General features: G+C 69.2%; 23 protein-coding genes. 12 read left to right on the forward strand and 11 right to left on the reverse strand.

Annotated features, from left to right (window positions below):
- Positions 1–56 precede the first annotated feature (56 nt).
- From Sp245p_RS27245 to Sp245p_RS27260, 4 genes are all read right to left on the reverse strand, one after another.
- Positions 57–392 (reverse strand): hypothetical protein, encoded by a 336-nt coding sequence (locus tag Sp245p_RS27245; protein WP_014242024.1) that lies wholly within the window; start codon positions 390–392, stop codon positions 57–59.
- A gap of 58 nt (positions 393–450) precedes the next feature.
- The gene (locus Sp245p_RS27250; RefSeq protein ID WP_014242025.1) at positions 451–1,269 is read right to left on the reverse strand and encodes an anti-sigma factor family protein; all 819 of its coding nucleotides are present in this window, start codon (positions 1,267–1,269) and stop codon (positions 451–453) included.
- Positions 1,270–1,272: 3 nt separating this feature from the next.
- On the reverse strand, positions 1,273–1,791 hold the full coding sequence (locus tag Sp245p_RS27255) for a sigma-70 family RNA polymerase sigma factor (protein WP_014242026.1): 519 nt from the start codon (positions 1,789–1,791) through the stop codon (positions 1,273–1,275).
- A gap of 92 nt (positions 1,792–1,883) precedes the next feature.
- The gene (locus Sp245p_RS27260; protein WP_014242027.1) at positions 1,884–2,270 is read right to left on the reverse strand and encodes a cytochrome c maturation protein CcmE domain-containing protein; all 387 of its coding nucleotides are present in this window, start codon (positions 2,268–2,270) and stop codon (positions 1,884–1,886) included.
- A gap of 186 nt (positions 2,271–2,456) precedes the next feature.
- On the opposite strand from Sp245p_RS27260, the gene Sp245p_RS27265 reads away from it, so the two are divergent.
- On the forward strand, positions 2,457–2,831 hold the full coding sequence (locus tag Sp245p_RS27265) for an ArsR/SmtB family transcription factor (protein ID WP_014242028.1): 375 nt from the start codon (positions 2,457–2,459) through the stop codon (positions 2,829–2,831).
- 10 nt (positions 2,832–2,841) lie between these two features.
- On the opposite strand, the gene Sp245p_RS27270 is transcribed toward Sp245p_RS27265, so the two are convergent.
- The 3 genes from Sp245p_RS27270 to Sp245p_RS27280 are packed head-to-tail and all read right to left on the reverse strand — an operon-like array spanning position 2,842 to position 7,509.
- Positions 2,842–3,165, reverse strand: a complete 324-nt coding sequence (locus Sp245p_RS27270) for a rhodanese-like domain-containing protein (protein WP_244439514.1) — start codon at positions 3,163–3,165, stop codon at positions 2,842–2,844.
- Positions 3,166–3,218: 53 nt separating this feature from the next.
- Positions 3,219–6,440, reverse strand: coding sequence for an efflux RND transporter permease subunit (locus Sp245p_RS27275; protein ID WP_014242030.1), 3,222 nt, complete (start codon positions 6,438–6,440; stop codon positions 3,219–3,221).
- A gap of 10 nt (positions 6,441–6,450) precedes the next feature.
- A complete protein-coding gene (locus Sp245p_RS27280) occupies positions 6,451–7,509 on the reverse strand; it encodes an efflux RND transporter periplasmic adaptor subunit (protein WP_014242031.1) in 1,059 nt (352 codons plus the stop codon).
- Positions 7,510–7,631: 122 nt separating this feature from the next.
- Here Sp245p_RS27280 and Sp245p_RS27285 point away from each other — a divergent pair, with 122 nt between their 5' ends.
- The 3 genes from Sp245p_RS27285 (at position 7,632) to Sp245p_RS27295 (ending at position 10,394) form a co-directional block, all read left to right on the forward strand.
- Positions 7,632–7,835: a YgaP family membrane protein gene (locus tag Sp245p_RS27285; RefSeq protein WP_014242032.1), complete on the forward strand. Its 204-nt coding sequence runs from the start codon at positions 7,632–7,634 to the stop codon at positions 7,833–7,835.
- Positions 7,836–7,939: 104 nt separating this feature from the next.
- Entirely contained in the window at positions 7,940–9,793 is a 1,854-nt protein-coding gene (locus Sp245p_RS27290; protein WP_014242033.1) for a sensor histidine kinase, read from the forward strand.
- Positions 9,783–10,394 carry a response regulator transcription factor gene (locus tag Sp245p_RS27295; protein WP_014242034.1) on the forward strand — a complete coding sequence of 204 codons (612 nt, stop codon included), beginning with the start codon at positions 9,783–9,785 and terminating at the stop codon, positions 10,392–10,394. Before Sp245p_RS27290 ends, Sp245p_RS27295 begins: the two co-directional genes overlap by 11 nt.
- A gap of 3 nt (positions 10,395–10,397) precedes the next feature.
- On the opposite strand, the gene trxC is transcribed toward Sp245p_RS27295, so the two are convergent.
- Positions 10,398–10,847, reverse strand: a complete 450-nt coding sequence (gene trxC, locus Sp245p_RS27300; protein ID WP_014242035.1) for a thioredoxin TrxC — start codon at positions 10,845–10,847, stop codon at positions 10,398–10,400.
- Positions 10,848–11,127: 280 nt separating this feature from the next.
- On the opposite strand from trxC, the gene Sp245p_RS27305 reads away from it, so the two are divergent.
- The 4 genes from Sp245p_RS27305 (at position 11,128) to Sp245p_RS27320 (ending at position 14,791) form a co-directional block, all read left to right on the forward strand.
- Entirely contained in the window at positions 11,128–11,718 is a 591-nt protein-coding gene (locus Sp245p_RS27305; protein WP_014242037.1) for a hypothetical protein, read from the forward strand.
- An 88-nt stretch (positions 11,719–11,806) separates the two neighbouring features.
- A complete protein-coding gene (locus tag Sp245p_RS27310; protein WP_014242038.1) occupies positions 11,807–12,592 on the forward strand; it encodes an SDR family oxidoreductase in 786 nt (261 codons plus the stop codon).
- Positions 12,593–12,620: 28 nt separating this feature from the next.
- Positions 12,621–13,982 carry an aminodeoxychorismate synthase component I gene (pabB, locus tag Sp245p_RS27315; RefSeq protein ID WP_109139081.1) on the forward strand — a complete coding sequence of 454 codons (1,362 nt, stop codon included), beginning with the start codon at positions 12,621–12,623 and terminating at the stop codon, positions 13,980–13,982.
- Positions 13,979–14,791, forward strand: a complete 813-nt coding sequence (locus Sp245p_RS27320) for an aminotransferase class IV (RefSeq protein ID WP_014242041.1) — start codon at positions 13,979–13,981, stop codon at positions 14,789–14,791. Before pabB ends, Sp245p_RS27320 begins: the two co-directional genes overlap by 4 nt.
- Positions 14,792–14,801: 10 nt before the next feature.
- Here the strand turns inward: Sp245p_RS27320 and Sp245p_RS27325 are convergent, their stop codons facing one another.
- Both Sp245p_RS27325 and Sp245p_RS27330 read right to left on the reverse strand, forming a co-directional pair.
- The gene (locus Sp245p_RS27325) at positions 14,802–15,269 is read right to left on the reverse strand and encodes a DsrE family protein (RefSeq protein ID WP_014242042.1); all 468 of its coding nucleotides are present in this window, start codon (positions 15,267–15,269) and stop codon (positions 14,802–14,804) included.
- A gap of 104 nt (positions 15,270–15,373) precedes the next feature.
- Positions 15,374–16,459 (reverse strand): site-2 protease family protein, encoded by a 1,086-nt coding sequence (locus Sp245p_RS27330; RefSeq protein ID WP_014242043.1) that lies wholly within the window; start codon positions 16,457–16,459, stop codon positions 15,374–15,376.
- A 115-nt stretch (positions 16,460–16,574) separates the two neighbouring features.
- Between Sp245p_RS27330 and Sp245p_RS27335 the strand changes: the two genes are divergently transcribed.
- Positions 16,575–17,267, forward strand: a complete 693-nt coding sequence (locus Sp245p_RS27335; protein WP_129557242.1) for a hypothetical protein — start codon at positions 16,575–16,577, stop codon at positions 17,265–17,267.
- A 133-nt stretch (positions 17,268–17,400) separates the two neighbouring features.
- On the opposite strand, the gene Sp245p_RS27340 is transcribed toward Sp245p_RS27335, so the two are convergent.
- Positions 17,401–19,809, reverse strand: a complete 2,409-nt coding sequence (locus Sp245p_RS27340; RefSeq protein WP_109139082.1) for a transketolase — start codon at positions 19,807–19,809, stop codon at positions 17,401–17,403.
- A 140-nt stretch (positions 19,810–19,949) separates the two neighbouring features.
- Between Sp245p_RS27340 and Sp245p_RS27345 the strand changes: the two genes are divergently transcribed.
- The 3 genes from Sp245p_RS27345 to Sp245p_RS27355 all read left to right on the forward strand — a co-directional run bounded on the left by Sp245p_RS27345 (position 19,950) and on the right by Sp245p_RS27355 (position 23,063).
- Positions 19,950–20,432, forward strand: a complete 483-nt coding sequence (locus Sp245p_RS27345) for an Lrp/AsnC family transcriptional regulator (RefSeq protein WP_014242047.1) — start codon at positions 19,950–19,952, stop codon at positions 20,430–20,432.
- Positions 20,433–20,604: 172 nt separating this feature from the next.
- The gene (locus tag Sp245p_RS27350) at positions 20,605–21,495 is read left to right on the forward strand and encodes a LysR family transcriptional regulator (protein ID WP_041813479.1); all 891 of its coding nucleotides are present in this window, start codon (positions 20,605–20,607) and stop codon (positions 21,493–21,495) included.
- A 281-nt stretch (positions 21,496–21,776) separates the two neighbouring features.
- Positions 21,777–23,063 carry an MFS transporter gene (locus tag Sp245p_RS27355; RefSeq protein WP_109139083.1) on the forward strand — a complete coding sequence of 429 codons (1,287 nt, stop codon included), beginning with the start codon at positions 21,777–21,779 and terminating at the stop codon, positions 23,061–23,063.
- The last annotated feature ends 336 nt before the right edge of the window (positions 23,064–23,399 follow it).

The following is a 23,399-nucleotide window of genomic DNA, read 5'->3' on the forward strand; positions in this document are numbered from 1 at the left end:
GCGGGACGGGGACCATGACACGGAACAGCCGGTTCCGCGCGTGACTTCTGCGCGGATCAGGCCGCGAAGGGCATCAGGAACAATGTGACCGAGGCCAGTGTGAAGGCGGCCATGGAGCGGCGCCCCACGGCGACGGCGGCCTCGTCCTGCCCGCTCTCCTCCAGGCGCAGCGCCAGGAAGCCCTGGGCCATACCCGACGCGAAGGTGATGATGTGGATGATCGCGAGGCCGGGCAGCGCGTCCAGCCCCAGCAGCAGGGTGACCGCGCCCAGCACCATGCCGTTGAAGGCGGCCTGCCGCAGGATCGGTTCCCAATGCTCGCGGGCGACGAAGGTTTCGACCATGTCCAGCGGATGGCCGTTCCGCTCGTCCGGATCGGTGTACAGGCTCATGGCTGGGCTCCACAGGCTTGGTGGGGCTCCGCCCGACAGGGTTTCAGGCGGTGCGGTGTCAGGATCGGCGGATGCTGTCCGCCATCTTCTTGGCGACGGTCAGCAGATCGCCGTCGGCCTTGTTGCCGGTGACGGTGTAGGCGACCAGCCCGGCCCGCCAGTAGACGAGCCGCAGGCTGTCGTGCACCACGGTTTGCAGGGTGCCGTCCTGCGCCGGACCTCCCGACGCGACGAACAGGGTCAGCAGTTCGCCGTCCGGTTCCCTGTAGAGAAACTGGAGAGCGGTGCCATGGTTCCATGGCACGATGCTGGCCCGGATCAGGGTCAGTTCGGGACCGATGGCAGGAAGCGCCACCGTCATGCCGCGGCCCTCCGGCAGCGGCACCTGGGCGGTCTGCGCCGGGACGGGCGTGGCGTCCATCTGGGGCGGGGCCGGCTGCAGCGTGTTGAGCGCGACCGCCTTGGAATGCGCGTCCGCAGCCTCGTCCGCGAAGGCGGGGACGTCATCGACCTCGCCGGCCAGCTGCGGACCGGCGGCCCCGCCGGACTGCACCCATACGGTCAGGCTCCATCCCCCCATGACCAACAGCATCGCGGCGGCCAGCGGGGCGACCCGCCGGGTGAAGCGGTCCATGTCCAGACGCCAGCGCAGGCGCCCGGCCAGCGTTTCGGTCTCCTGCACCGAAACGGCGGCCATCATGTCCAGGCCCAGCTTCAGCATCTCCTGCTGGTGCCGGTATTCGTGCAGCTTGGCGGCCAGGGCCGGGTTGGCGGCCAACTGCGCCTCGAAGGCGGCGCGGCGGGCCGGCTCCATCTCGCCGTCCATGTAGAGATGCAGGTCGGCGTCCTGGTTGAGGCTGATGGGATCACCGCCCATGGTTCACCTCACCGCCCGTAGGGTGGCCTGGGCGCGATCCCGGTGCCCCATCTCGACGCGCAGCGCCTCCCGCCCGCGGGCCAGGCGCGACATCAGCGTGCCCAGCGGGATGTCCAGCTGGCGGGCGGCCTCCTGGTAGCTCATCCCCTCAACGGCGACGAGGGTGAGGACGCGGCGCTGTTCGTCCGGAAGGGTGGAGAAGGCCTCGATGGTCCGCATCAGCTCGACATGGTCGGGCTGGTTGGGCGGCATCTGCCCGTAGGTCATCGCCTCGATGGCCGAGGCGCCGCGCGCCCGCACCTGCTCCCGCCGCACCCCGTTGACATGGACGTTGTGCAGGATGCCGAACAGCCAGGACCGCAGGTCGCCGTTCGGCCGGAAGGTCCGGGAGCCGGAAATAGCGCGCACCAGCGTCTCCTGCACGAGATCCTCCGCATCGTCGCGGTTGCGCGCCAGCGCGAGGGCGTAGCGGCGCAGGGAGCGCAGTTGATTCGACAGTTGATCGCGCAGGCTGAACGTCACGTCTCCACCCCGTGGACTGGATTTTCCCGAATTCCTGCTCCGTTTTCGTTTCGGGAGGGCCTTTTAATCCCGGGGCGGGACGCTTTCCGCGGTCAATCGTCGTCGTGGTCGCGGGACGGCCGGTGCAGGGAGCCGTCGGCGAGGATGATCTCGCTGGCCATCAGCCCGCCCTTGCGGGCACGTCCGGTGACGGTGATGGGCGCGCCTTGCGCAATGCCTTCCGGCAGGGCGCCGCGCACCCTGACATCCGTCCGGCCGCTGTCGTCCTGAACGGTCATCCAGTTCACGCCCACCGCGGCGACCGACCCGGAGACGGTGCCGCCCCCGGTTCGCAGCACCTCGGCGACCGGCTGCGGCGAGGCGGCCTGGATCGTGCGGTGCCGCTCGCCGGCGTCGGCGGTGCCGGACAGCAGAAAGGCGGCGAAGGCCGCGGCCAGGACGGGGGCAACCAGAACGGGGAGGGTGGTGGAAGGGCGCATGATTCTGGTCTCCATCGCAAGGGGCGGGAGGTCCGCCCGAACAGGAGGGATCATGGCGGGGCGCGGCTGAGCCTTGTCTGAACGGGGCGTTCAACCGCGGTTCAGGAAGGCTGCTCACAAACCGCTTGATCGGCGGGGGGCAGCCTATAAATTAGTTATATCTTATCTGAAGGGCGGAAGAGGCCCATGTCGTCCACCGAGCCACCCGTCGGGTCAGCCGTTGAGCCGCCGCTCGACCCCGTCGAGCTGGAAGAGCGGGCGACCGAGGCGGAAGCCTTCCTGCGCTCCATCGCCAGCCGCCACCGGCTGATGATCCTGTGCAGCCTGCTGGACGGGGAGATGGCGGTGGGCGACCTCGCGCGGCGGCTCGGCCTGTCGCAGTCGAACCTGTCGCAGCACCTCGCCAAGCTGCGGGACGAGGGGCTGGTCGCCACCCGGCGGGACGGCACCTCGATCCACTACCGCATCGGGTCGGGCCGGGTGCGCCCGATCCTGCTGGAGTTGTACCGCCAGTTCTGCGTCGGCGCGCGTTGCGTGGCCGATGCGGACCCGATGCCCTGAAATCCTCCTCTCAGCGCTCGACCGGGCCGGACGCGGCCATCCAGGCGGCCATGCCGCCGTTCAGCCGGTGGATGTCCCCGGAATGGCCGCTGGCCGCCATCCGGGCCGACGCCGGGCCGCAGCGCCGCCCGCTCTGGCAATGGAAGACGAGGTGCTTGCCCGTCGCGTCCGGCACGCGGGCCGGGTCGAACTGTGACAGCGGCACCAGCGTGGCGCCGGGGATGTGGCCGGCACGGTGCTCGTGCGGTTCACGGACATCGACGATCACCGCCGATCCGTCCTTCAGCCAGCCCATGACGGTGGCGGCATCGACGGTCTTGATCTGGTCGCTCATGGCGCTTGCGCTCCGGTTGAAGCCGAAACGGGAAAGAAGGGACTTGAGCATGGTCATCCCTGAAGGTTGGAACGGTCACGACGGTCGGCGGCGTCCCCGCGCAGGACGATGTGGATCGCCGGGATCACCAACACCGTCAGAAGGGTTGAGCTGAACAGCCCGAACAGCAGCGAGATCGCCAGCCCCTGGAAGATCGGGTCGGTCAGGATGAAGGCGGCGCCGATCATCGCGGCGACGGCGGTCAGCAGGATCGGCTTGAAGCGGATGGCCCCGGCCTCCAGCACCGCCTCGCGCAGCGGCATCCCGCGCTCCCGCAGGTGGCGGATGAAATCCACCAGGAGGATGGAGTTGCGCACGATGATCCCGGCCAGCGCGATGAAGCCGATCATCGAGGTGGCGGTGAAGGCCGCCCCGAACAGCCAGTGGCCCAGCACGATGCCGATCAGAGTCAGCGGCACCGGTACCAGGATGACCAGCGGCAGCTTGAAGCTTCCGAACTGGGCGACGACCAGCAGATAGATGCCGAGGATCGCCACCCCGAAGGCCGCCCCCATGTCGCGGAAGGTGACGTAGGTGATCTCCCACTCGCCATCCCACAGCAGGACGGGCCGGCTCTGGTCGTCGGGTTGGCCGTGCAGACGGATCTCCGGCGCGGCGGCGAGCCCGGCGGCGGCCCAGTCGACGGCGTCCAGCCGCTCCTGCACCGCCAGCATCCCGTAAATCGGCGCCTCGAACCGACCGGCCAGATCGGCCATGACCATCTCCGCGAAGCGCCCGTTGTGGCGGAACAGCGTGTGGGAGGCCGGTTCGCGGGTCATCGTCACCAGATCGCCCAGTTCCACCGTGCCGCGCGCGCCCGGAACCGGGGTGGCGAGCAGGCGCTCCGACAGGAACAGGCCGGAGCGCGGCATCCGCACGGCGATCTCGATGGGCGTGCGCCCCGCCCCGCGGTGCGAGTAGCCGACCGGAACGCCGCCGGTCAGCGCGCGCAGCGTGTCGTAGACGGCCTGCTCCTCCACGCCGTGGAACTCCAGGCTCTCGCGGTCCAGCGCGAAACGCAGCCGGTCGCCGGTCGGCCGGATGCTGTTCTCCACGTCGACGATGAAGTCCACGCCGCGGAAGGCGTCCTCCACCGCCAGCGCCGCCTTGCGCCGGGTCTCGGCGTCGGGGCCGTAGACCTCCATGAGCAGGGTGGACAGCACCGGCGGGCCGGGCGGCACCTCGACCACCTTCAGCATGGTCCCGGCGGGCAGGGGAAGGGCGGAGAGCCGCGCCCGGATGTCGAGCGCGACCGCGTGGCTGCTGCGGCTCCGCTCGCCTTTCGGGGCGAGGTTGACCTGGAGGTCGCCCTGCTCCGGCTGGTCGCGCAGGTAGTAGTGCCGGACCAGACCGTTGAAGGTGAAGGGGGACGCGGTCCCGGCATAGGCCTGGACGCTGGCCAGCTCCGGCAGGTCGGCGATGGTCCGGGCGGCGGCGAACAGGGCGCGCTCGGTGTCCTCCGGCGCCGCGCCGCGCGGCAGGTCCAGCACCACCTGAAGCTCCGACTTGTTGTCGAAGGGCAGCAGCTTCACCGCCACGTCCTTGCTGTAGAACAGCCCCGTCGAGGCGAGCGTCGCCATCCCGACCGCCAGCAGGAAGATCCAGGCCCGCCGCTTGCTGCGCACCACCGGGCGCGCGGCGGCGCGGTAGAGGCGCCCCAGCCGCCCGCCGTCCGGTTCGCCGTGTCCATCAACGGGGGTTTCTCCCGGACGCAACGTCAGCATCAGCCAGGGCGTCAGCACCATGGCGACGAAAAAGCTGAAGGCCATGGCCGCGGAAGCGTTGGCCGGGATCGGGCTCATGTAGGGGCCCATCAGGCCGGAGACGAACATCATCGGCAGCAGCGCGGCGATGACCGTCAGCGTGGCGACGATGGTCGGGTTGCCGACCTCGGCCACCGCCTCGACAGCGGCCTGGACCTTGCCGCGACCGTCGCGCATCGACCAATGGCGGTCGATGTTCTCGACCACGACGATGGCGTCGTCGACCAGGATGCCGATGGAGAAGATCAGGGCGAACAGGCTGACCCGGTTGATGGTGTAGCCCATCAGCCAGGACGCGAACAGGGTCAGCAGGATCGTTGTCGGGATGACCACCAGCGTCACCAGACCCTCGCGCCAGCCGATGGCCAGGACGATCAGCCCGACGATGGTGACGGTGGCGAGCGCCAGATGGAACAGCAGCTCGTTGACCTTCTCGTTGGCCGTCTCGCCGTAGTTGCGGGTGACGGTCAGCGTCAGGTCCTTCGGCAGCCCTTCCGCCTGGATGGCCTGGACGCGCGCCAGCACGCGATCGGCGATGGTGACGGCGTTGGCCCCGGCGCGTTTGGCGATGGCGAGGGTGACGGCGGGGCTGCGGACCAGCCCGCCCTTGCCGTCCGGCACCAGATGCCAAGCGCTGCTCTCGTCGGGGCGCGCCCCTGCCACGACGTCGGCCACGTCCTTCACGTAGACGGGTCGCCCGTCGCGGGTGGTGACGAGAAGCAGCCCGATGTCCGCCGTTCCCTGGAGCGTCTGGCCGGCGACCACCGGCAGGCTGCCTCCCGCGTTGCGCAGCGACCCGGCGAGGAAGGAGCGGTTGGCGTTCCTCACCTTGTCGACGAGCTGGTTCAGCGTGACGCCGTAGAGCGCCAGCCGTTCCGGGTCGGGCTCCACCCGGATCTGGTCGGGGCTCCCCCCGACGATGAAACTGCGCCCGACATCCTCAACTTGGGTAAGCTGGCCCAGCAGGTCGTCGGCCACGCCGTGCAGGGCGTTGACGGTCCAGCGCCCGGCGGCCTCCGCCCGGGGCGACAGGGTGAGCGTCAGGATGGCGACGTCGTTGATGCCGCGCCCGACGATCAGCGGTTCCGGGATGCCCAGCGGGATGCGGTCCAGGCTGGCCCGCACCTTCTCGTGCACGCGCAGGATGGCGTCGTCGGACGGGGTGCCGACGAGGAAGCGCGCGGTAACCACCACGCGGTCGTCCATGGTCTGGCTGTAGGTGTGCTCGACCCCGTCGATGCCCTCGACGATCTCCTCCAGCGGCCGGGTGACCAGCTCGACCGCGTCGCCGGCCTTCAGCCCGTCGGCCTGGACGAGGATGTCGACCATGGGAACGCTGATCTGTGGTTCCTCCTCGCGCGGAAGCGACCGGAGGGCGATGGCGCCGACCGCCAGCGAGGCGAGCAGCAGCAGCGGGGTCAGGGGGGAGCGGATGAAGGTCCGCGTCAGCACCCCGGACAGGCCGAGCCTCATGGCGTCCCCCTCACGAGCCGGCTGGGCGGACGATGACGTCGCCCGGCTTCAGGCCGGACAGGATTTCCAGCCCGCCGGGCCGGTCGCCGGCCTTGGAGTCGATTGAGGGAATCTCACCGCCCGCCTGAACCGGGACCTCCGTCCCGTCGGCCAGCCGGACAAAATCGGTGCCGAAGCGGCGCAGCAGCCAGTCCGGCGGGATCACCACCGCGTTGCGCGAGCCGGTGGCGACATAGACCCGCACCCGCTCGCCGACGAAGAAGTCGCCCAGCCCATCGACCGTGGCGTCGGCCACCACCTGACCGCCGGCCATCTCGGGATAGACCTGCCGGACGGCGCCGCGCGCCAGCGCCGTGACGCCGGGATCGGCGACGGTCACCGGGGCCAGTCCGCGCTGGCCGACCAGCACCGGGTCGCCCTCCTTCAGGAAGCGGGCGTGCCGCTCCGGCAGGCGCAGCCGCAGGATGTAGGTGTCGGTGGCGATGCTGGCGACCGGTTCGCCGGGCATGACCACGGCACCGTCGATCACCTTGACCTGAAGGATACGCCCGGCGGCGGGGGCCAGCACCTCCCCCTCCCGCGCCTGCTGGGCGACGACGGAGCGTTCGGCCGTCATGGCGGCGATCCGGGCGCGGGCGACGTCCAGCGCCGCCTGGGCGTCGTCCAGCCGCTGTTGCGTGCCGGTGCCGCTGGCGCGGAGTTGGCGGGCGCGGTTCAGCTCCAGCTCCGCCTGATGCTGCTGCGCCGTCAGCGCCTGGATGCGCGCGTCCAGCGCGGCGCGCTGGAGCGGCAGCTTGGGGTCGCGCACGGTGGCGATGACTTGCCCGACGGTCACCTTGTCGCCCTCCGTCACCGTCAGGTCGGCGACGGTGCCGCCGATGCGGGTGCGGGCCAGCGTCTCGCGCACGCTTTCCACCGTGGCGAAGACGGCCTTCAGGTCCTCCACCGGGCGCGGCTGGACGGTCAGGCTTCCAGGCTCGGCCGCCGTTGCGGACAGGGGCAGGAGGATCGCCAGCAGGGCGAGCAGCGCCTTGCGGGCTGGCGTGTGTGGGAAGAGCAAGCGGGGCATGGCGGGCCACTTCGGACGGGAGGAGCGGAACTCAGCGTGTCTTGACTCCATATTTTAGATATTGCTAAATTAGTGTCAACGAATGAAATGACCCTGCCAACCGGCACAGAGGAGACCGCATCATGAGCATCGATCGTGTCATCATGGCTTTCGCCGGAACCATGATCCTGCTGAGCCTCGCCCTGTCCCAGCTTCACAGCCCGAACTGGCTGTGGCTGACCGCCTTCGTCGGGGCCAACCTGCTCCAGGCGGCCTTCACCGGCTTCTGTCCGCTGGCGATCATCCTGAAGCGGATCGGCCTGCGCCCCGGCGTCGCCTTCCCCTGAGCGCACGCGGTCACGCGGATTGAAAGCGGCGGCGTAAGGGTGTATGCGGCGCGTCGGGGCCGTTCCGGCGGTTTTCCCGCGTCTTCACCCGTCCGAAGGATGCCATGCGGTTCACCGTCCGCCCGGGTTGCCTGATGCTGGCGCTGCTGGGGATGCTCTCCGCCGGGCTCCCCGCCCGGGCGGCGGAGCCGCCGATCCGCGTCGGCGTGCTGGCCTACCGTGGCGGTGACCACGCCAACGCCGTCTGGGAACCGACCGTCCGCTATCTGGCGGATCGCTTTCCGCAGCGCGGGGCGGAGATGGTTCCGCTCGACCTGCCGGGCATGGACGCGGCGGTGGCCGCCGGCGGCGTCGATTTCGTGCTGACCAACACCGGCAATTACGTGGAGCTGGAGGCCCGCCACGGCGTCACCCGCATCGCCACGCTCCATTCCTCCCGCTCCGGCGCGTCGGGGGCGGCGGTGGGCTCGGCCCTGATCGTCCGCGCCGGACGCGAGGACATCCGGTCCTTGGCCGACCTCAAGGGCAAGACCGTGATGGCGGTGGACCCCGACGCCTTCGGCGGCTTCCAGGTCGCCTGGGGCGCGATGCTGACGGCCGGGGTCGATCCCTACGGCGATTTGAAGGAGCTGCGCTTCTCCGGTTTTCCCGTGGACCGTGTCGCCTTCGCCGTCCGCGACGGCGCGGTGGACGCCGGCGTTCTGCGCGCCTGCGTGCTGGAGGAATTGGCCGAGGAAGGGCACCTTGACCGCGCAGGTTTCCAGGTCGTCGGCGCCCGGACGGAACCGGGGTTCGGCTGCGCCCTGTCCACCGGACTCTATCCCGACTGGCCGCTCGCCCGGCTGGCCAAAACGCCGGAGGATCTGGCGAAGGCGGTGGTGGTCGCGCTGTTCCAGATGCCGGACGGCCATCCGGCGGCGCGGGCCGGCGGCTACGAGGGCTGGACGGTGCCGATGGACTACCAGCCGGTCCACGGCCTGTTCCGTAGCCTGCGCATCGGCCCCTACGAGCATCTGCGCGACGTCACCCTGCTCGACCTCGCGCGCGAACACTGGCACTGGCTGGCGCTGGCGGCGCTGGCTCTGCTGTGGTGGGCGGTCCATTCGCTGCGGGTCGAGCATCTCATCAAGGTGCGCACCGCCGAGCTGCGCGCGGCCAACCGCGATCTGCGCCGCGAGATGGCCGAGCGCCATCGCGCCGAGGAAACCGCCCGCGAGCGGCAGAAGGAGATGGACCACGTCGCCCGCCTCTCCATCCTCGGCGAGATGGCCAGCAACATCGCGCATGAGCTGAACCAGCCGCTGGGCGCCATCGCCAACTACGCGCGCGGCTGCACGCGGCGGCTGGAGGCCGGGGTGGGCAGCGCCGCGGAGTTCGCCGAGGCCTCCCGCGCCATCGCCGCCCAGGCCGACCGCGCCGGGCAGATCATCGCCCGCATCCGCGACTTCGTGCGCAAGCGCGCCGTCCAGCTGGAGCCGGCCGACGTCAACGGCGCGGTGGAGGCGGCGCTGCAGCTCTGCGAGGGGCGGGCGCGCAGCGGGAACATCCCGGTCACCCGTTCGCTGACCCCCGGCCTGCCGCCGGTGCTGGCCGACCGGGTGCAGATCGAGCAGGTCGTCCTGAACCTCGTCAAGAACGCGCTGGACGCGATGGATGGTTTGGCGGACGGCGAGGCGGGGGAGGGCCGGGGCGTCACCGTGCGCACCGGCCTGGACGGGGAAGGACGGGTGGAGATCGCCGTGGCCGACCGCGGGCACGGCCTGTCGGAGGACGCGCGGACGCGCCTGTTCGATCCCTTCTTCACCACCAAGCCCGGCGGCATGGGCCTCGGCCTGTCGATCTGCCGGACCATCGTGGAAAGCCATGGCGGCCATCTCTGGGCCACCGATCATCCGGGCGGGGGCACCGTCGTGCGCTTCGTCCTGCCCGCAGCGAAGGAGAAGGTCGATGCAGGCTGACGCGGCCCGCACCGTCTACGTGGTGGACGACGATCCGGCGATGCGCCATTCGCTGGGCTGGCTGATCGGCTCGCTGGGCGTGGCGGTGGAGTCCTTCGGTTCCGGCGAGGAGTTCCTGCGCGCCATGCGCGCCGACCGGCCCGGCTGCCTCGTCACCGACGTGCGGATGCCGGGGATGAGCGGGCTGGAGCTGCAGGACACGCTGGCCCGCGCCGGCTCCGTCCTGGCCGTGGTGGTCATCACCGGCCACGGCGACGTGCCGATGGCCGCCCGCGCCTTCCGCGCCGGGGCGGTGGATGTCATCGAGAAGCCCTTCAACGACCAGCTTCTGCTCGACCGGGTGCACGAGGCGCTGGAGAAATCCCGGCGGGCGTGGGAGGCGCAGGCGCGCAAGGGCCATGTCCGCGCCCTGCTGGGCCGCCTGACCCCGCGGGAGCGGCAGGTCGCCGATCTGGTGGTGCAGGGCAAACCGAACAAGGTCATCGCCGCGGAGATCAACCTCAGCCTGAAGACGGTGGAGGTGCACCGCCACAACGTCATGGACAAGCTGGAGGTCGCCTCCGTCTCCGACCTGACCCGGCTGCTGATCGAAGCCGAATAGCTGTCAAACGGCCGCCATCGCCTGCCGCACCCAGCCGAGCAGGGCGGGCAGCGGCATCGCCCCGGCGGTGCGCGCCACCTCGCGCCCATGGTGGACCAGGACGAGGGTCGGGATGCTGCGCACGCCGAAGCGGGCGGCGAGATCGGGTGCGGCCTCGGTGTCGACCTTGGCGAGACGGACGTGGGGTTCCAACTGGCCGGCGGCCTGCTCGAAGACCGGCGCCATCATCCGGCACGGCCCGCACCACTCCGCCCAGAAGTCGATGAGCAGCGGCAGGTCGCTGCGCTCCGCCTGGGCCGTGAAGCGGGCGGCGGTGAGCGGGATCGGCTTGCCCTGGAACAACGGCTGCCCGCAACGGCCGCATTTCCCGGCGCCGGGCTGGTCCAGGCGTCCGCGTGGCATGCGGTTCAGAGTATCGCAGTTTGGGCAGGCGACGTGCAGAAGGTCGGACATGGCGCGGCTTCCCTCCAGGGCGGGCATCCTTATGAGCGTGATCTAATGCAGCGTAGGGCCAGCGCAAGAGGCCGGTGGCGCGGGGCAGGGCTGCGGGCGGCGACCCTTTTTCGAGTGGGGGCAACGGAGGACACGACGCAGGGATGTGCGCCTTCGGCATTGCGGTTGGGCGGGCGCTGTTCCTAGAATGCCGGCCCATGGCCGCCGTCCCCGCCGGGAGCGGCCAAGCCCATTCGCCCATGCCTTTCGCCCGCATCCTTCCGCAGAACCGCGATTTCGAATGAAGCCTTCCTTTTCGTCCGCCTCCGCCGCCGGCTGTTCCTCCGTGGACGAGTCCGGTTCCGTCCTGGCGCGCGCGCGGGCTCTTACGGTGGGATGGGGGGCCGGAGCGCGGGCGCTGTCCACGCTGCCCGCCGCCACGGTCCCGGCGCCGTATCGGACGCTGCTCGACCACGACCGCGGCATGACCGCCGTCCTGTCGGAACGGTGGGGCGAGCCGGTGGGCGTGCGGGTGCTGCGCCAGTGGACGGAGCCGGACGGGACGGCGCTGCTGCGCGACATCGTGCTGACCGTCGGGCCGGACGCGCTGCCGGTGGAACTGGCGAGCATCCGCATCGCGCTCGACGGCTTTCCCGCGGCCTTCGCCGAACAGCTTCGCGAGGGGACGGAGCCCTTCGGGCGCCTGCTGGCGCGCAACGGCGTCGCTTTCTCGGTGGAGGTGCTGGGCCTGCTGACCGCCCCCGCCGCCGGGGCCTGGACCGCGGAGGGTCGTGTGTCCCCCGGCGCCACGCTGTATGGGCGCCTCGGGCGGCTGGTGCGGGCGGATGGCTGGACCATCGCGGAAACGGTGGAACTGCTTCCCCGCGCCTGACGCCTGAAATCGGACGCCGAACGGGGTGCCATCCGGCTGGCCATCTGCTAAATCTGCAAGACCGTCCACGCTCTCCGCATCGGTGACCATGACCGCTCCGCATCTCCCGTATCTGTCGCAGTTCTCGCTGGAAGGACGGGTGGCGCTGGTCACCGGGTCCGGGCGCGGGCTGGGTCTGGAAATCGCCCGCGCCATGGCCGGGTCCGGCGCCCATGTGCTGCTGAACGGGCGGGACGCCGCACGGCTGGAGCCGTTGGCCGAGGCCATCGCCGCAGCGGGCGGGCGGGCCTCGGTGCTGGCCTTCGACGTGGCCGACCGGGGCGCGGTGCGGGACGCCTTCGCGCGGATCGCCCGGGACCATGGGCGGCTGGACGTGCTGGTCCAGAATGTCGGGCAGCGCAACCGCAAGCCGCTGACCGACTTCACGGATGAGGAAATCAGCGAGCTGCTCAACGTCGATCTGGCCGCCGGCCTGATCCTGGCGCGGGAGGCGGCGCGGCTGATGCTGCCCCAGGGCTTCGGGCGGCTGATCACGGTGACCTCCATCTCCGGGCAGATCGCCCGCGCCAACGACGCGGTCTACGCCGCCGCCAAGGCCGGGCTGGCCGGCATGGTGCGGGCGCTCGCTGCCGAGTACGGCGGGAAGGGCCTGACCAGCAACGCCATCGCGCCGGGCTTCTTCGCGACGGAGACCAACGCCGGCATCACCGGCAACCCGGCCCTGTCCGCCTACTTCGAGGGACGCACCCCAATCGGCCGCTGGGGCCGACCGGAGGAGATCGCCGGGGCCGCGGTGTTCCTGGCCTCGCCCGCCGCGTCCTACGTCAATGGGCATGTGTTGGTGGTGGACGGCGGCGCCACCATTCTCATGTAAGGCCGGTCTTAGAGGAAGCTCCGCCGCCATGCTGGCGATCCCCTTGTCATGCGCCGATCCGGCGGAGGCTTTCCGTGCCCTGTCCGGACAGCCCTGGTCGATGCTGCTCGACAGCGCCGCCCCGCACCCGGCCCATGGCCGCTACAGCTACATCGCGGCGGAGCCCTTCCGCACCCTGGAGTCGCTGGGCGGGCGGGCGCATCTCGACGGCCGGCCGGTCGAAGGCGACCCCTTCGCCGTGCTGGCGGAGGAACTGGCGCGCTACGCCCGGCCCGAGGGGCCGCCGGGACCGGCGCCCTTCTGCGGCGGTGCGGTCGGCTTCATCGGCTACGAGGCGGGGCTGCGGCTGGAGCGCATCCGCTCATGCCACGCCAACCCAGGCGGCCAGCCGGAGATGGCCTTCGGCTTCTACGACGCGGTGGCCGCCTTCGACCATGCGGAGCGCCGCGCCTGGGTGATCGCCGCCCGCCCGGAGGCCGAGGGCCGCGCCCGCGCCCTGGCGGCCCGGCTGGAGGGCGGCGGAGCGTCCCCCCTCGGCCCCGTCCCGGCCGCCCCCTGGCGGAGCGAGCTGGAGCGCGACGACTATCTGGCGCGGGTGGAGCGGGTGCTGGAGTACATCCGGGCCGGCGACATCTATCAGGCCAACTTCACGCAGCGCTTCCTGGCCGAGCGGCGCGACGGGCTGGACAGCTACGCGCTGTACCGGCGGCTGCGCGCGATCAGCCCGGCGCCCTTCGCCGCCTATCTCGACTGCGGCCCGCGCCTGCGCATCGCCAGCGCCTCGCCGGAGCGCTTCATCCGCCTCAGCGCTGCGGGGGAGGTGGAGACGCGCCCGATCAAGGGCACCCGCCCGCGCTACGCCGATCCCGCCGCGGACGCCGCCGCTGCCGCGGAGCTGGTGGCCAGCGTCAAGGACCGGGCGGAAAACCTGATGATCACCGACCTGCTGCGCAACGACCTCGGCCGGGTGTCGCGGGTGGGCAGCGTCCGGGTGCCGACGCTCTACGGGCTGGAGAGCTTCGCCAGCGTGCATCACCTCGTCTCGGTCGTCACGGCGCGGCTGCGGCCCGGCCTGGGGGCGGTGGACCTGCTGCGGGCGGCGCTGCCTGGCGGCTCGATCACCGGGGCGCCCAAGATCCGTGCCATGCAGATCATCGACGAGCTGGAGGTGGCGCGGCGCGGCGCCTATTGCGGGTCCGTCGCCTGGCTTGGCTTCGACGGCGCGATGGACAGCAGCATCGTGATCCGCACCCTGTCGATCACGCCGGACACGGTGATCGCCCAGGCCGGCGGCGGCATCGTCGCCGATTCCGACCCGGCGGACGAGCACGAGGAGATGATGGTCAAGATCCGTGCCCAGCTCCGCGCGCTGGGGGAGGAGCGGGCGTGAGCGTCGTCTGGCTGAACGGCTGCCTGCTGCCGGCGGAGGAGGCGCGGATCGACCCGGCGGACCGTGGTTTCACGCTGGGCGACGGGCTGTTCGAGACGATCCGCGTGGCCGGCGGCACCGCCCGCCATCTCGGTCGGCATCTCGCCCGGCTGGCGGACAGCGCAGCGCTGCTCGGCCTGCCGCTTCCCCACGACGCGGCGGCGCTGGCCGTCGCCGCCGAAGCGCTGATCGCCGCGCAGGGCCGGGTGGAGGGTGTGCTGCGGATCACGCTGACGCGGGGGACCGGAGCGCGCGGTGTGCTGCCGCCGGTGGACGCCGTGCCGACTCTGCTGATGACGCTGGCGCCCGCTCCGCCGCCCGCCGGCCCGGTGGAGGCGGTCATCGCCCGGACCACCCGGCGCAACGAGCATTCGCCGCTGTCGCGCGTGAAGTCGCTGAACTATCTGGATTCCATCCTCGCCCGCCAGGAGGCGGCAACGCGCGGCGCGGGGGAGGCGCTCCTGCTCAACGGCGCGGGCCGTCTGGCCGAGTCCAGCGTGGCGAACCTGTTCATCGTCCGGGACGGGCGCCCGCTGACCCCGCCGGTCGCCGAGGGCGCCTTGCCGGGCATCCGCCGCGCGCTGATTCTGGAGCGGGGCGATGCCGGGGAGGCGCCGCTGTCCGTCACCGATCTGCTGGGGGCCGAGGAAGCCTTCCTGACCAACATCCTGGGCCTGCGCCCGCTGCTGCGCGTCGACGGGCGGGCCATCGGCGCTGGGACCGTGGGACCGGTGACCGCGGCCCTGCTGAAGGACATCGCGGCGGAGTAAAACGGCCCGGTCACGGGCGGATGTAGGACCAGCCCTCTTCCTGAAGCTGCATCAGCCGGACGACGCCGGAGGGCACCAGCTTGGCTTCCGGCACCATGGGGACCTCGCCCTGCTCGACGCGGATCATGCCGTTGCGGGTGTTTTCACAGGCGGAGTAGGTCAGGGTCGGCAGGCTGCCCTTCAGCGACGCCAGCCGGTCCTTCACGGGCGAGCGGTCGGCGCGCAGCATGTGCAGGCCGGGGCCGAAGGTGACCAGCTCGACCTCCACCGTCTCGCCGATGTTCTTGTAATATTCGATGATGTTCTTGACGTTGTTCAGCGCCATGTTCATCAGCGCCGGGTCGTTGCTGCTGACCTGGATGGCGACGCGGTGGACGCCGGGCTGGTCCGCCCCGGCCTTCCGCCCGGCCATGGCGGCGGTCATCCCGGCGAAGCCGGCCAGGGCCAACGCCGCCCGGCGCGTGGAGCGCATCGCCATGTCATCCTCCCTTCCGCTGTCGGGGCATCCGCTGTCCTAGCACAATGACCCCGGCGGCCGCTTGTTCCCGAAGGGAGAGGCCGCGCAACGGAAGGGGGAGGCGGTCAGCGGCGCAGAGCGTGCCGGGCGGCCTGGACCATCATCATCTCCCCCACATTCTCCGGGGTGACGAGACCGACCAGCCGCCCGTTCCCGTCATCGACGCCGACCGCGGGCAGACTCTTCTCCTGCATCAGGCGCAACGCCTCCTCCAGCTTGCCGTGCCGGTGGATCACGGGGATGTCGGGGCGCATCACCTCCAGCACCGGCGTGTCCGGGCCGCGGTCGCGCAGGGCGCGGATCAGGTCGTCGCGGGTCAGCACGCCGCGCAGTTTGCCGGCCCCGTCCACCACGGGAAACTCGTGCTGGGTCGTCCGGATCAGGCATTGCACCGCGTCCTCCAGCACGCCGGACGGGGGCAACGTCTCAAAGCGGGTGACCATCGCGTCCGACACGACCACGCCATGGGTAATCTCACGCATCTGCACCGCGTGCGCCTCCGACGAGGCGCCCAGATAGACGAACAGCGCGATGAACAGCAGCATCGGGTTGCCGAACAGCCCGAGCAGCCCCAGCCCGATGGCCACCGCCTGCCCGACCGAGGCTGCCACCTGGGTGCCGCGGACATATCCCATGCGGCTCGCCAGCACCGCCCGCAGCACGCGCCCGCCGTCCATGGGGAAGGCCGGGATCAGGTTGAACAGCGCCAGGAACAGGTTGACCACGGCCAGCCGCGACAGCACGTCGATGCCGGCGTTCTGCACCTCCGCCGCCCCCGCCGGCACGAAGCCGCCAAGTGCGGCGTAGAGCAGGGCGGCGATCACCAGATTGACCGCCGGCCCGGCCAGGGCCACGACCAACTCCTGCGACGGCTTTTCCGGCAGACGTTCCAGCCGCGCCACCCCGCCGATGGGCAGCAGGGTGATGTCCGGCGTGCGCACACCGTAGCGCCGGGCGGCGAAGACGTGCCCGAACTCGTGCAGCAGGACGCACAGGAACAGCAGCGAGAGGAAGACCACCCCCTCCAGCGCCGCCGGCCAGCCGCCCTGCGCGTGGTAGGCGGCGCCGATCCACAACAGGAACAGGAAGAAGGTGATGTGGATGCGGATCACCGTGCCCTTCACGGTGCCGATGGGGATCGACCAGCTCATCCCGACCTCGCCTCGCGCTGTGACCGACGTGGGTACGTTCCTTATGTGGTGATCCAAGGGGCGTGGTGTCACGCTGCGCTTGGGGAGGGCGGAACGGGCTGAACAATGCCGGTCCGTGCCGTGGATCGACGCCCGCTCGAACCAAATGGGGCAATTTCTGCTGCAACCATCGACAAAAAGGATTTTTGTTAAACCTAATTTCGACATACCATTGATAGTCAATCAAACTTATGCTACTTTCAGGTGCATTCAATGCGATGCGCGGAGGATTTCGGTGAGTTTTTTTGACAATTTTGCCGATCCGTATTTCAAGACGGGCGTTACCGGGCAGCGGATCTATTATCCATTTGGAATATTTGGTCGCGGTCGTATTTTGGAAGAAGAAGCCGAAGAGAGAAGATTAAGAGCCATAATAAAATTTGCCTTTATTGCTTCCGTTGCAGTGTATGCGGTTTTGTTCTCAGCGAGCTTTTCTTTCTGGGTGAGGATGCCCGCATTGTGCGGAGTGGTGGTGGTGCAATATGCCTCCCACTACATGCCCGTGCGGACCCACCGCGTATCAGCGGAGCGAATGTCTCTGGTGGAATCGTGGCTGATATCTGCCCGGGGCATTGGAAGGCGCACTCTGTGGGTGTTGTTTTTTCTCAGCGTTCTGATGACGGTGGTCGGTGTGTTCGTCACGTTCGTTGGTGAGGGAGGCATCTGGGACAGGCTCACGTTGCTCTTGGGAGCGGCATTCTTTGGAGCGTGCAGCCTTGTCTACCTATGGATGATCCGCCAAGCCGGCCGAAAAAACCGCCAACCATGACTCCTTCTCCGGACAGCCGCCGCGCTCGCGTGCGAAAGCGGGCGGCCACCGAAAGCGGGACCAGCCAAGCGGGCATGCGAACTTCCGCTTTGAAGCGCCGTCATCGCCGGCCCGCGCCGCGGATGCATCCAGCCTATACCGCCTTCAAGTAACGGACCGGCCGGCCTGGGGATAGCGCCTCCGCCGCGCGGACGATGGCTTGGGCGTCGATCCCGTGATGGCGATAGAGGTCGGCGATGGTGCCGGTCTGGCCGAAATGCTCCACCCCCAGTGCCCTTGTGCGGTGGCCGTGGACCGAGCCGAGCCAGCCCAGCCCCGCCGGATGCCCATCCTGCACCGTCACCAGCGCGCAATGGGACGGCACGCCCTCCAGCAGCCGTTCGACATGGGAGCGCGCGTGGGGCTTGCCGCGCTCGCGCGCTCGTTGCGCCGCGCTCCAGCCGGCGTGCAGCCGGTCGGCGGAGGTGACGGCCAGCAGGCCGACGTCGCGACGGTCCTCGCCGAGCATCCCCACCGCCTCGATGGCCTCCGGCGCCACCACGCCGCTGTAGGCGACCACCACCTGGGCGTTCGGCCCAGGGCGGCGCAGCCAGTAGGCACCCTGGACGATGCCGTTCTCCAGCTCCGCGTCCATGGTGCGGACCGGCTGCTCCAGCACGCGGGAGGACAGGCGCAGATAGACCGATCCGCCGGTCTCGTCGCGCAGCCAGTTCCGCTCGTCCGGCTCGCCCTCGCCTTCCCGCTGCATGTAGTCGAAGGCCCAGCGCATGGTGACGGCCAGCTCGTCGGCGAAAGCCGGCTCGAAGCAGGCGAGCCCGTCCTGGGCCATGCCGACCAGCGGCGTGGCGATGGACTGGTGCGCCCCGCCTTCCGGGGCCAGAGTCACGCCGGACGGGGTCGCCACCAGCAGGAACCGCGCGTCCTGATAGCAGGCGTAGTTCATCTGGTCCGCCGCCCGCATGACGAAGGGGTCGTAGACGGTGCCGATGGGCAGCAGCCGTTCCCCGAACAGCGAATGCGACAGGCCCAGGGCCGACAGCAGGATGAACAGGTTGGACTCGGCGATGCCCAGCTCGAAATGCTGCCCGTCGGGGGAGAAGTCCCACGTGTAGGTGGAGGGGATCCGTTCCTTCTTGAACAGGTCGGCCAGAGCGCTCTTGGCGAACAGGCCGCGGCGGTTCACCCAGGCGCCGAGGTTGGTGGAGACCGTCACGTCCGGCGCGGTCGTCACGATGCGCTCCGCCAGTTCCGTCTTCTCCCGCCCCAGCTCGTTCAGGATCAGGCCGAAGGCGGCCTGGGTGGACAGCGCCTTCTGCGCCGGGGCCGCCAGGGCCGCCGGCACCGGAACCGCCGCCGCGCCATGGCGACGCCGCCCCTTGGCTGCGAAGGGCACGCGCTTCAGGAAGGCGTCCAGTTCCGCCGCCGGCCGGCCCAGCCCTTCGAAGCGGTCCCACTCATGGCCTGGACGGACGGCGTTGGCGGCGCGGAACGCCTCCATCTGCGCCGGGGTCATCAGGCCGGAATGGTTGTCCTTGTGCCCGGCCAGCGGCAGCCCGGCGCCCTTGATCGTGTAGGCGATGAAGCAGACCGGCCGGTCGTGCGTGCGCGCCTGGGCGAAGGCGTCGAGCAGCGAGGGCAGGTCGTGGCCGCCCAGGTTGCCCATCAGAAGGGCCAGTTCCTCGTCGCTGCGGCGCTCGATCAGGCGGGTGACCGGCCCCTGGTCGCCCAGATCGTCGAGCAGCCGTTTCCGCCACGCCGCCCCGCCCTGGTAGGTCAGCGCGGAATAGAGCTGGTTCGGGCACCGGTCGATCCAGTCGCGCAGGCGCTGACCACCCTCCTCCTGGAAGGCCGCCTGCATCAGCGCGCCGTATTTCAGGATCACCACATCCCAGCCGAAGGCGCGGAAGATGTTCTCCAGCCGCTCCCACAGCCCCTCGCGGATCACCGCGTCCAGGCTCTGGCGGTTGTAGTCGACGATCCACCACGTGTTGCGAAGCCCGTGCTTCCAGCCCTCCTGAAGGGCTTCGAAGATGTTGCCCTCGTCCATCTCGGCGTCGCCGACCAGCGACACCATGCGCCCCTCGGGCAGGTCCTTCGCCCAGCCCTTGGCCTTCACATAGTCCTGCACCAGCGCGGCGAAGAGCGTCTGCGCCACCCCCAGCCCGACCGAGCCGGTGGAGAAGTCCACGTCGTCCACGTCCTTGGTCCGCGACGGGTAGGACTGGGCGCCCTTGAAGCCGCGGAAATTCTCCAGATTCGCGCGCGTCTGGTTGCCCAGCAGATACTGGATGGCGTGGAAGATCGGGCTGGCGTGCGGCTTCACCGCCACCCGGTCCTCCGGGCGCAGGGCCTGGAAATAGAGCGCCGTCATGATCGTCGCCAGCGAGGCCGAGGACGCCTGATGCCCGCCGATCTTCAGCCCGTCCTGGTTGGGACGGACGTGGTTGGCGTTGTGGATCGTCCAGGACGCGAGCCAGAGAACCTTGCGCTCCAGCTCGCGCAGGCAGGCGAGGTCGGCGTGGTTCGGAACGGTCGCGTCCATGTTGGTGCCTCTCTTGACGGAACGGCGGTCGATGATCGGTGAAGCCTATCATTTGTGCTGCGGCAGGAGTTTGCAAAGTGGCGCCGCAAGCGACGCCGGTTTAGCATCCAATTGCGCAAAATCGGGACAGACAGCACAAAATGCCAAAAATCAAACTCGATCGCATCGACCGGAAGATCCTGGCCCTGCTCCAGCAGGACGGGCGGATGCCCAACAACGATCTGGCGGAGCGCGTCGGTCTGTCGCCGTCTCCCTGCCTGCGCCGGGTCAAGGCGCTTGAGGAGGCGGGCATCATCACCCGCCACGTCGCGCTGGTCGATCCCGCTGCGGTCGATCTCCCGGTGAACGTCTTCGTCAGCGTCAGCCTGGAGCGGCAGGTGGAGGAGCGGATCGACGCCTTCGAGGCCGCCGTGATGGCGCTGCCGGAGGTGATGGAATGCTACCTGATGACCGGCGACGCCGATTACCTGCTGCGCGTGGTGGTGCCCGACCTTGCCAGCTACGAACGCTTTCTGAAGGAGCATCTGACGCGGATTTCCGGAGTCGCCAACATCCGGTCCAGCTTTGCCCTGAAGCAGGTGCGCTACCGCACGGCCCTGCCGTTGGGCCATCTGGCGGAGTGAGGTGGGCAAAAAATTAGACGTCTAATGTCCGCGGCGTCTTTCTCTGACGTTCGCGATGGAAGACCTGCGCCGCTTTTTGCCATAAAGAGTATTGGAACAGGGGCGCGCGGCGAATTTTCCCGCTGACAGACCCCGCCCAACAGGCAAAGGCATCGGGAAGCAGGACGGGATGATGGACTGGGACAAGTTGCGGGTGTTCCACGCTGTGGCCGAGGCCGGCAGCTTCACCCACGCGGGCGAGGCCCTCAACCTCAGCCAATCGGCGGTCAGCCGGCAGATCAGCGCACTGGAGGACAGCCTCGGCGTTCCGCTGTTCCACCGGCACGCCCGCGGCCTGATCCTGACCGAGCAGGGCGAGTTGCTGAATCACGCGGCGCGCGACATCTTCGCGAAGCTGTCGATGACCCAGGCGATGCTGAGCGAGAGCAAGGACGCCGCCAAGGGGCCGCTGAAGGTGACGGCCACGGCGGCCTTCGGCTCGACATGGCTGACTCCGCGCATCGGGGAATTCCTGGCGCTCTACCCGGACATCCAGCTTACCCTGCTGATCACCGACACGGAACTCGACCTGGGGATGCGCGAGGCCGACGTGGCGATCCGCGTCAGCCCGCCGCGCCAGCCGGACCTGATCCAGCGGCATCTGATGACCTTCCGCTCGCACCTCTACGCGCACCGCCGGTACCTGGACCGGAAGGGAGAGCCGCAGACGGTGGCCGATCTCGCCTCGCACGACTTGGTGACCTATCCGCAGGAATTGCGCCCGCCCTTCGCCAACACCCACTGGCTGCGCGATCTGGTGACCGATCCGGTGGCCCGCGACCGGACGGTCCTTCAGGTCAACAACCTCTACGCGATCTTCCGCGCCGTGGAGAGCGGGCTGGGTGTCGGCTCTCTGCCCGATTATCTGGTGACCGGCCTGAACGATATTGTGCGGGTGCTGCCGGATCAGTCGGGGTCGAAGGTAGACGCCTTCTTCGTCTATCCGGAGGAATTGCGCCATTCCAAGCGCATTGCGGTCTTCCGTGACTTCCTGGTCAAGAAGGTTGCGGAGAGCCAATTTTAATTCCCGCACAACGAGTTGACAAATGGGGCACGGCGCCGGACAGGGCCGTGCCCCTTTGTTTTTTCTGCCATCTGGTATGCGACATATTGTCGATCACGGGGGGCCGCCCGATTTGGCGCTTGCGCGTCGAACTGATATATAATATATGCCGCATATGCGGAGCCCGCCGCGTGCCAGCGTTCAAGCTCTGGGCCCCATCCAATAATTGCAATCGCCAGGAAGTTCCCGGAAGGGAAAGGCGTGCGCCCATGCCTGCCGATGAACAGGCAAGTGAGGAAGTCATGAAGATAGTGCGTGGCCTGAGATGGAAAGTCCTGGCGCTCATCATGCTGGGGACGATCATCAACTACATCGACCGCAACACGCTGGGTATCCTGGCGCCGATGCTCAAGGAGGAACTGCACTTCACGACGGAGCAGTACTCCTACATCGTCAGCGTGTTCCAGCTCTGCTATAGCCTGATGCAGCCGATCGCCGGCTATGTGACGGACCTCATCGGCCTGAAATTTGGCTACGCGATGTTCGCCTTCGTCTGGGGCAGCGCCGCGGCCTTGCACGTCTTCTCCGGTGGCTGGCAGTCGATGGCCTTCTTCCGCGGCCTGCTGGGCATCAGCGAGGCGGCGGCCATGCCGTCGGGCGCCAAGACCGCCGCCCTGTGGTTCCCGGCCAAGGAGCGCTCCATCGCCACGGGCTGGTTCAACACCGGCAGTTCCGTCGGCGCCATGATCGCCCCGCCGCTGGTGATCTGGCTGTCCGTGACCTGGAGCTGGCAGGTCGCCTTCGTCGTCACCGGCATGCTGGGCGTCGGCCTGTCGATGCTGTGGCTGGCGCTGTACCGCAACCCGGAAAACCACCCGCGCCTGACCAAGGAGGAGCACGCCTACATCCTGGACGGCCAGGAGCAGGTGCAGCTTCCCAAGCCCTCGATGAAGCGCGTCGTCACCATGCGCAAGTTCTGGGGCATTGCCGCCGCCCGCTTCCTGACCGAGCCGGCGTGGCAGACCTTCAGCTTCTGGATCCCGCTCTACATGGTCAGCACGCGCGGCATGGACATCAAGCAGTTCGCCCTGTTCGCCTGGCTGCCCTTCCTGTTCGCCGACATCGGCTGCGTCCTCAGCGGCTACCTGTCGCCCTTCTTCGCCAAGCGCTTCCGCATGTCGCTGGTCAACTCGCGCATCGCCGGCATCGGCATCGGCGCGGTGTGCATGATCGGCCCGGCCCTGATCGGCCTGACCAGCAGCCCGATCACCGCCATCTTCCTGTTCTCGGTCGGCGCCTTCGCGCACCAGATGCTGTCGAGCCTGCTCTACGCCCTGGTCACCGACACCTTCGAGAAGCAGGACGTCGCCACGGCGACCGGCTTCGGCGGCATGGCCGGCTACATGGGCGGCATGATCTTCTCGCTGATCATCGGCCAGCTCGCCAGCACGATCGGTTACGAGCCGCTGTTCGTCTGCCTGTCGGTCTTCGACATCACGGCCTTCATCGTGGTGCTGGTGGTTCTCGGCCAGTGGGGCCGGAACAAGGTCACGCCCCCGGCGGTGCCGAGCGGCGCCCACGCCGACTGACCCCGGCGTCCTCTCGTCTCACACCATGGGGCTGCGCGATCCGGGAAGACTCGGGCCGCGCGGCCCTTTTTCCATGTGGACGGGCGGTTTACTGGATGGCGGCGGTCAGCAGGGAGGCGAGGGCGAAGCCGCTGACGATGACGAGGCGGGCGATGATGTGGGTCTTCATGGCAAGGCTCCAATTGGCTTTGGCGGGCGGCGGGGTGAGCCCCGGTGTCGTGCTGAGCCAATGTTCGCACCGCGCGGATTAAAGAAAAACCGCGCAATTCGCATGCCTTCCATATCGATATTGCAGCGCAACATAGCGCTGTTATAAGTCGAGACCTTGGTGAACGG

It is taken from the genome of Azospirillum baldaniorum, from assembly GCF_003119195.2.
Lineage (GTDB): Bacteria > Pseudomonadota > Alphaproteobacteria > Azospirillales > Azospirillaceae > Azospirillum > Azospirillum baldaniorum.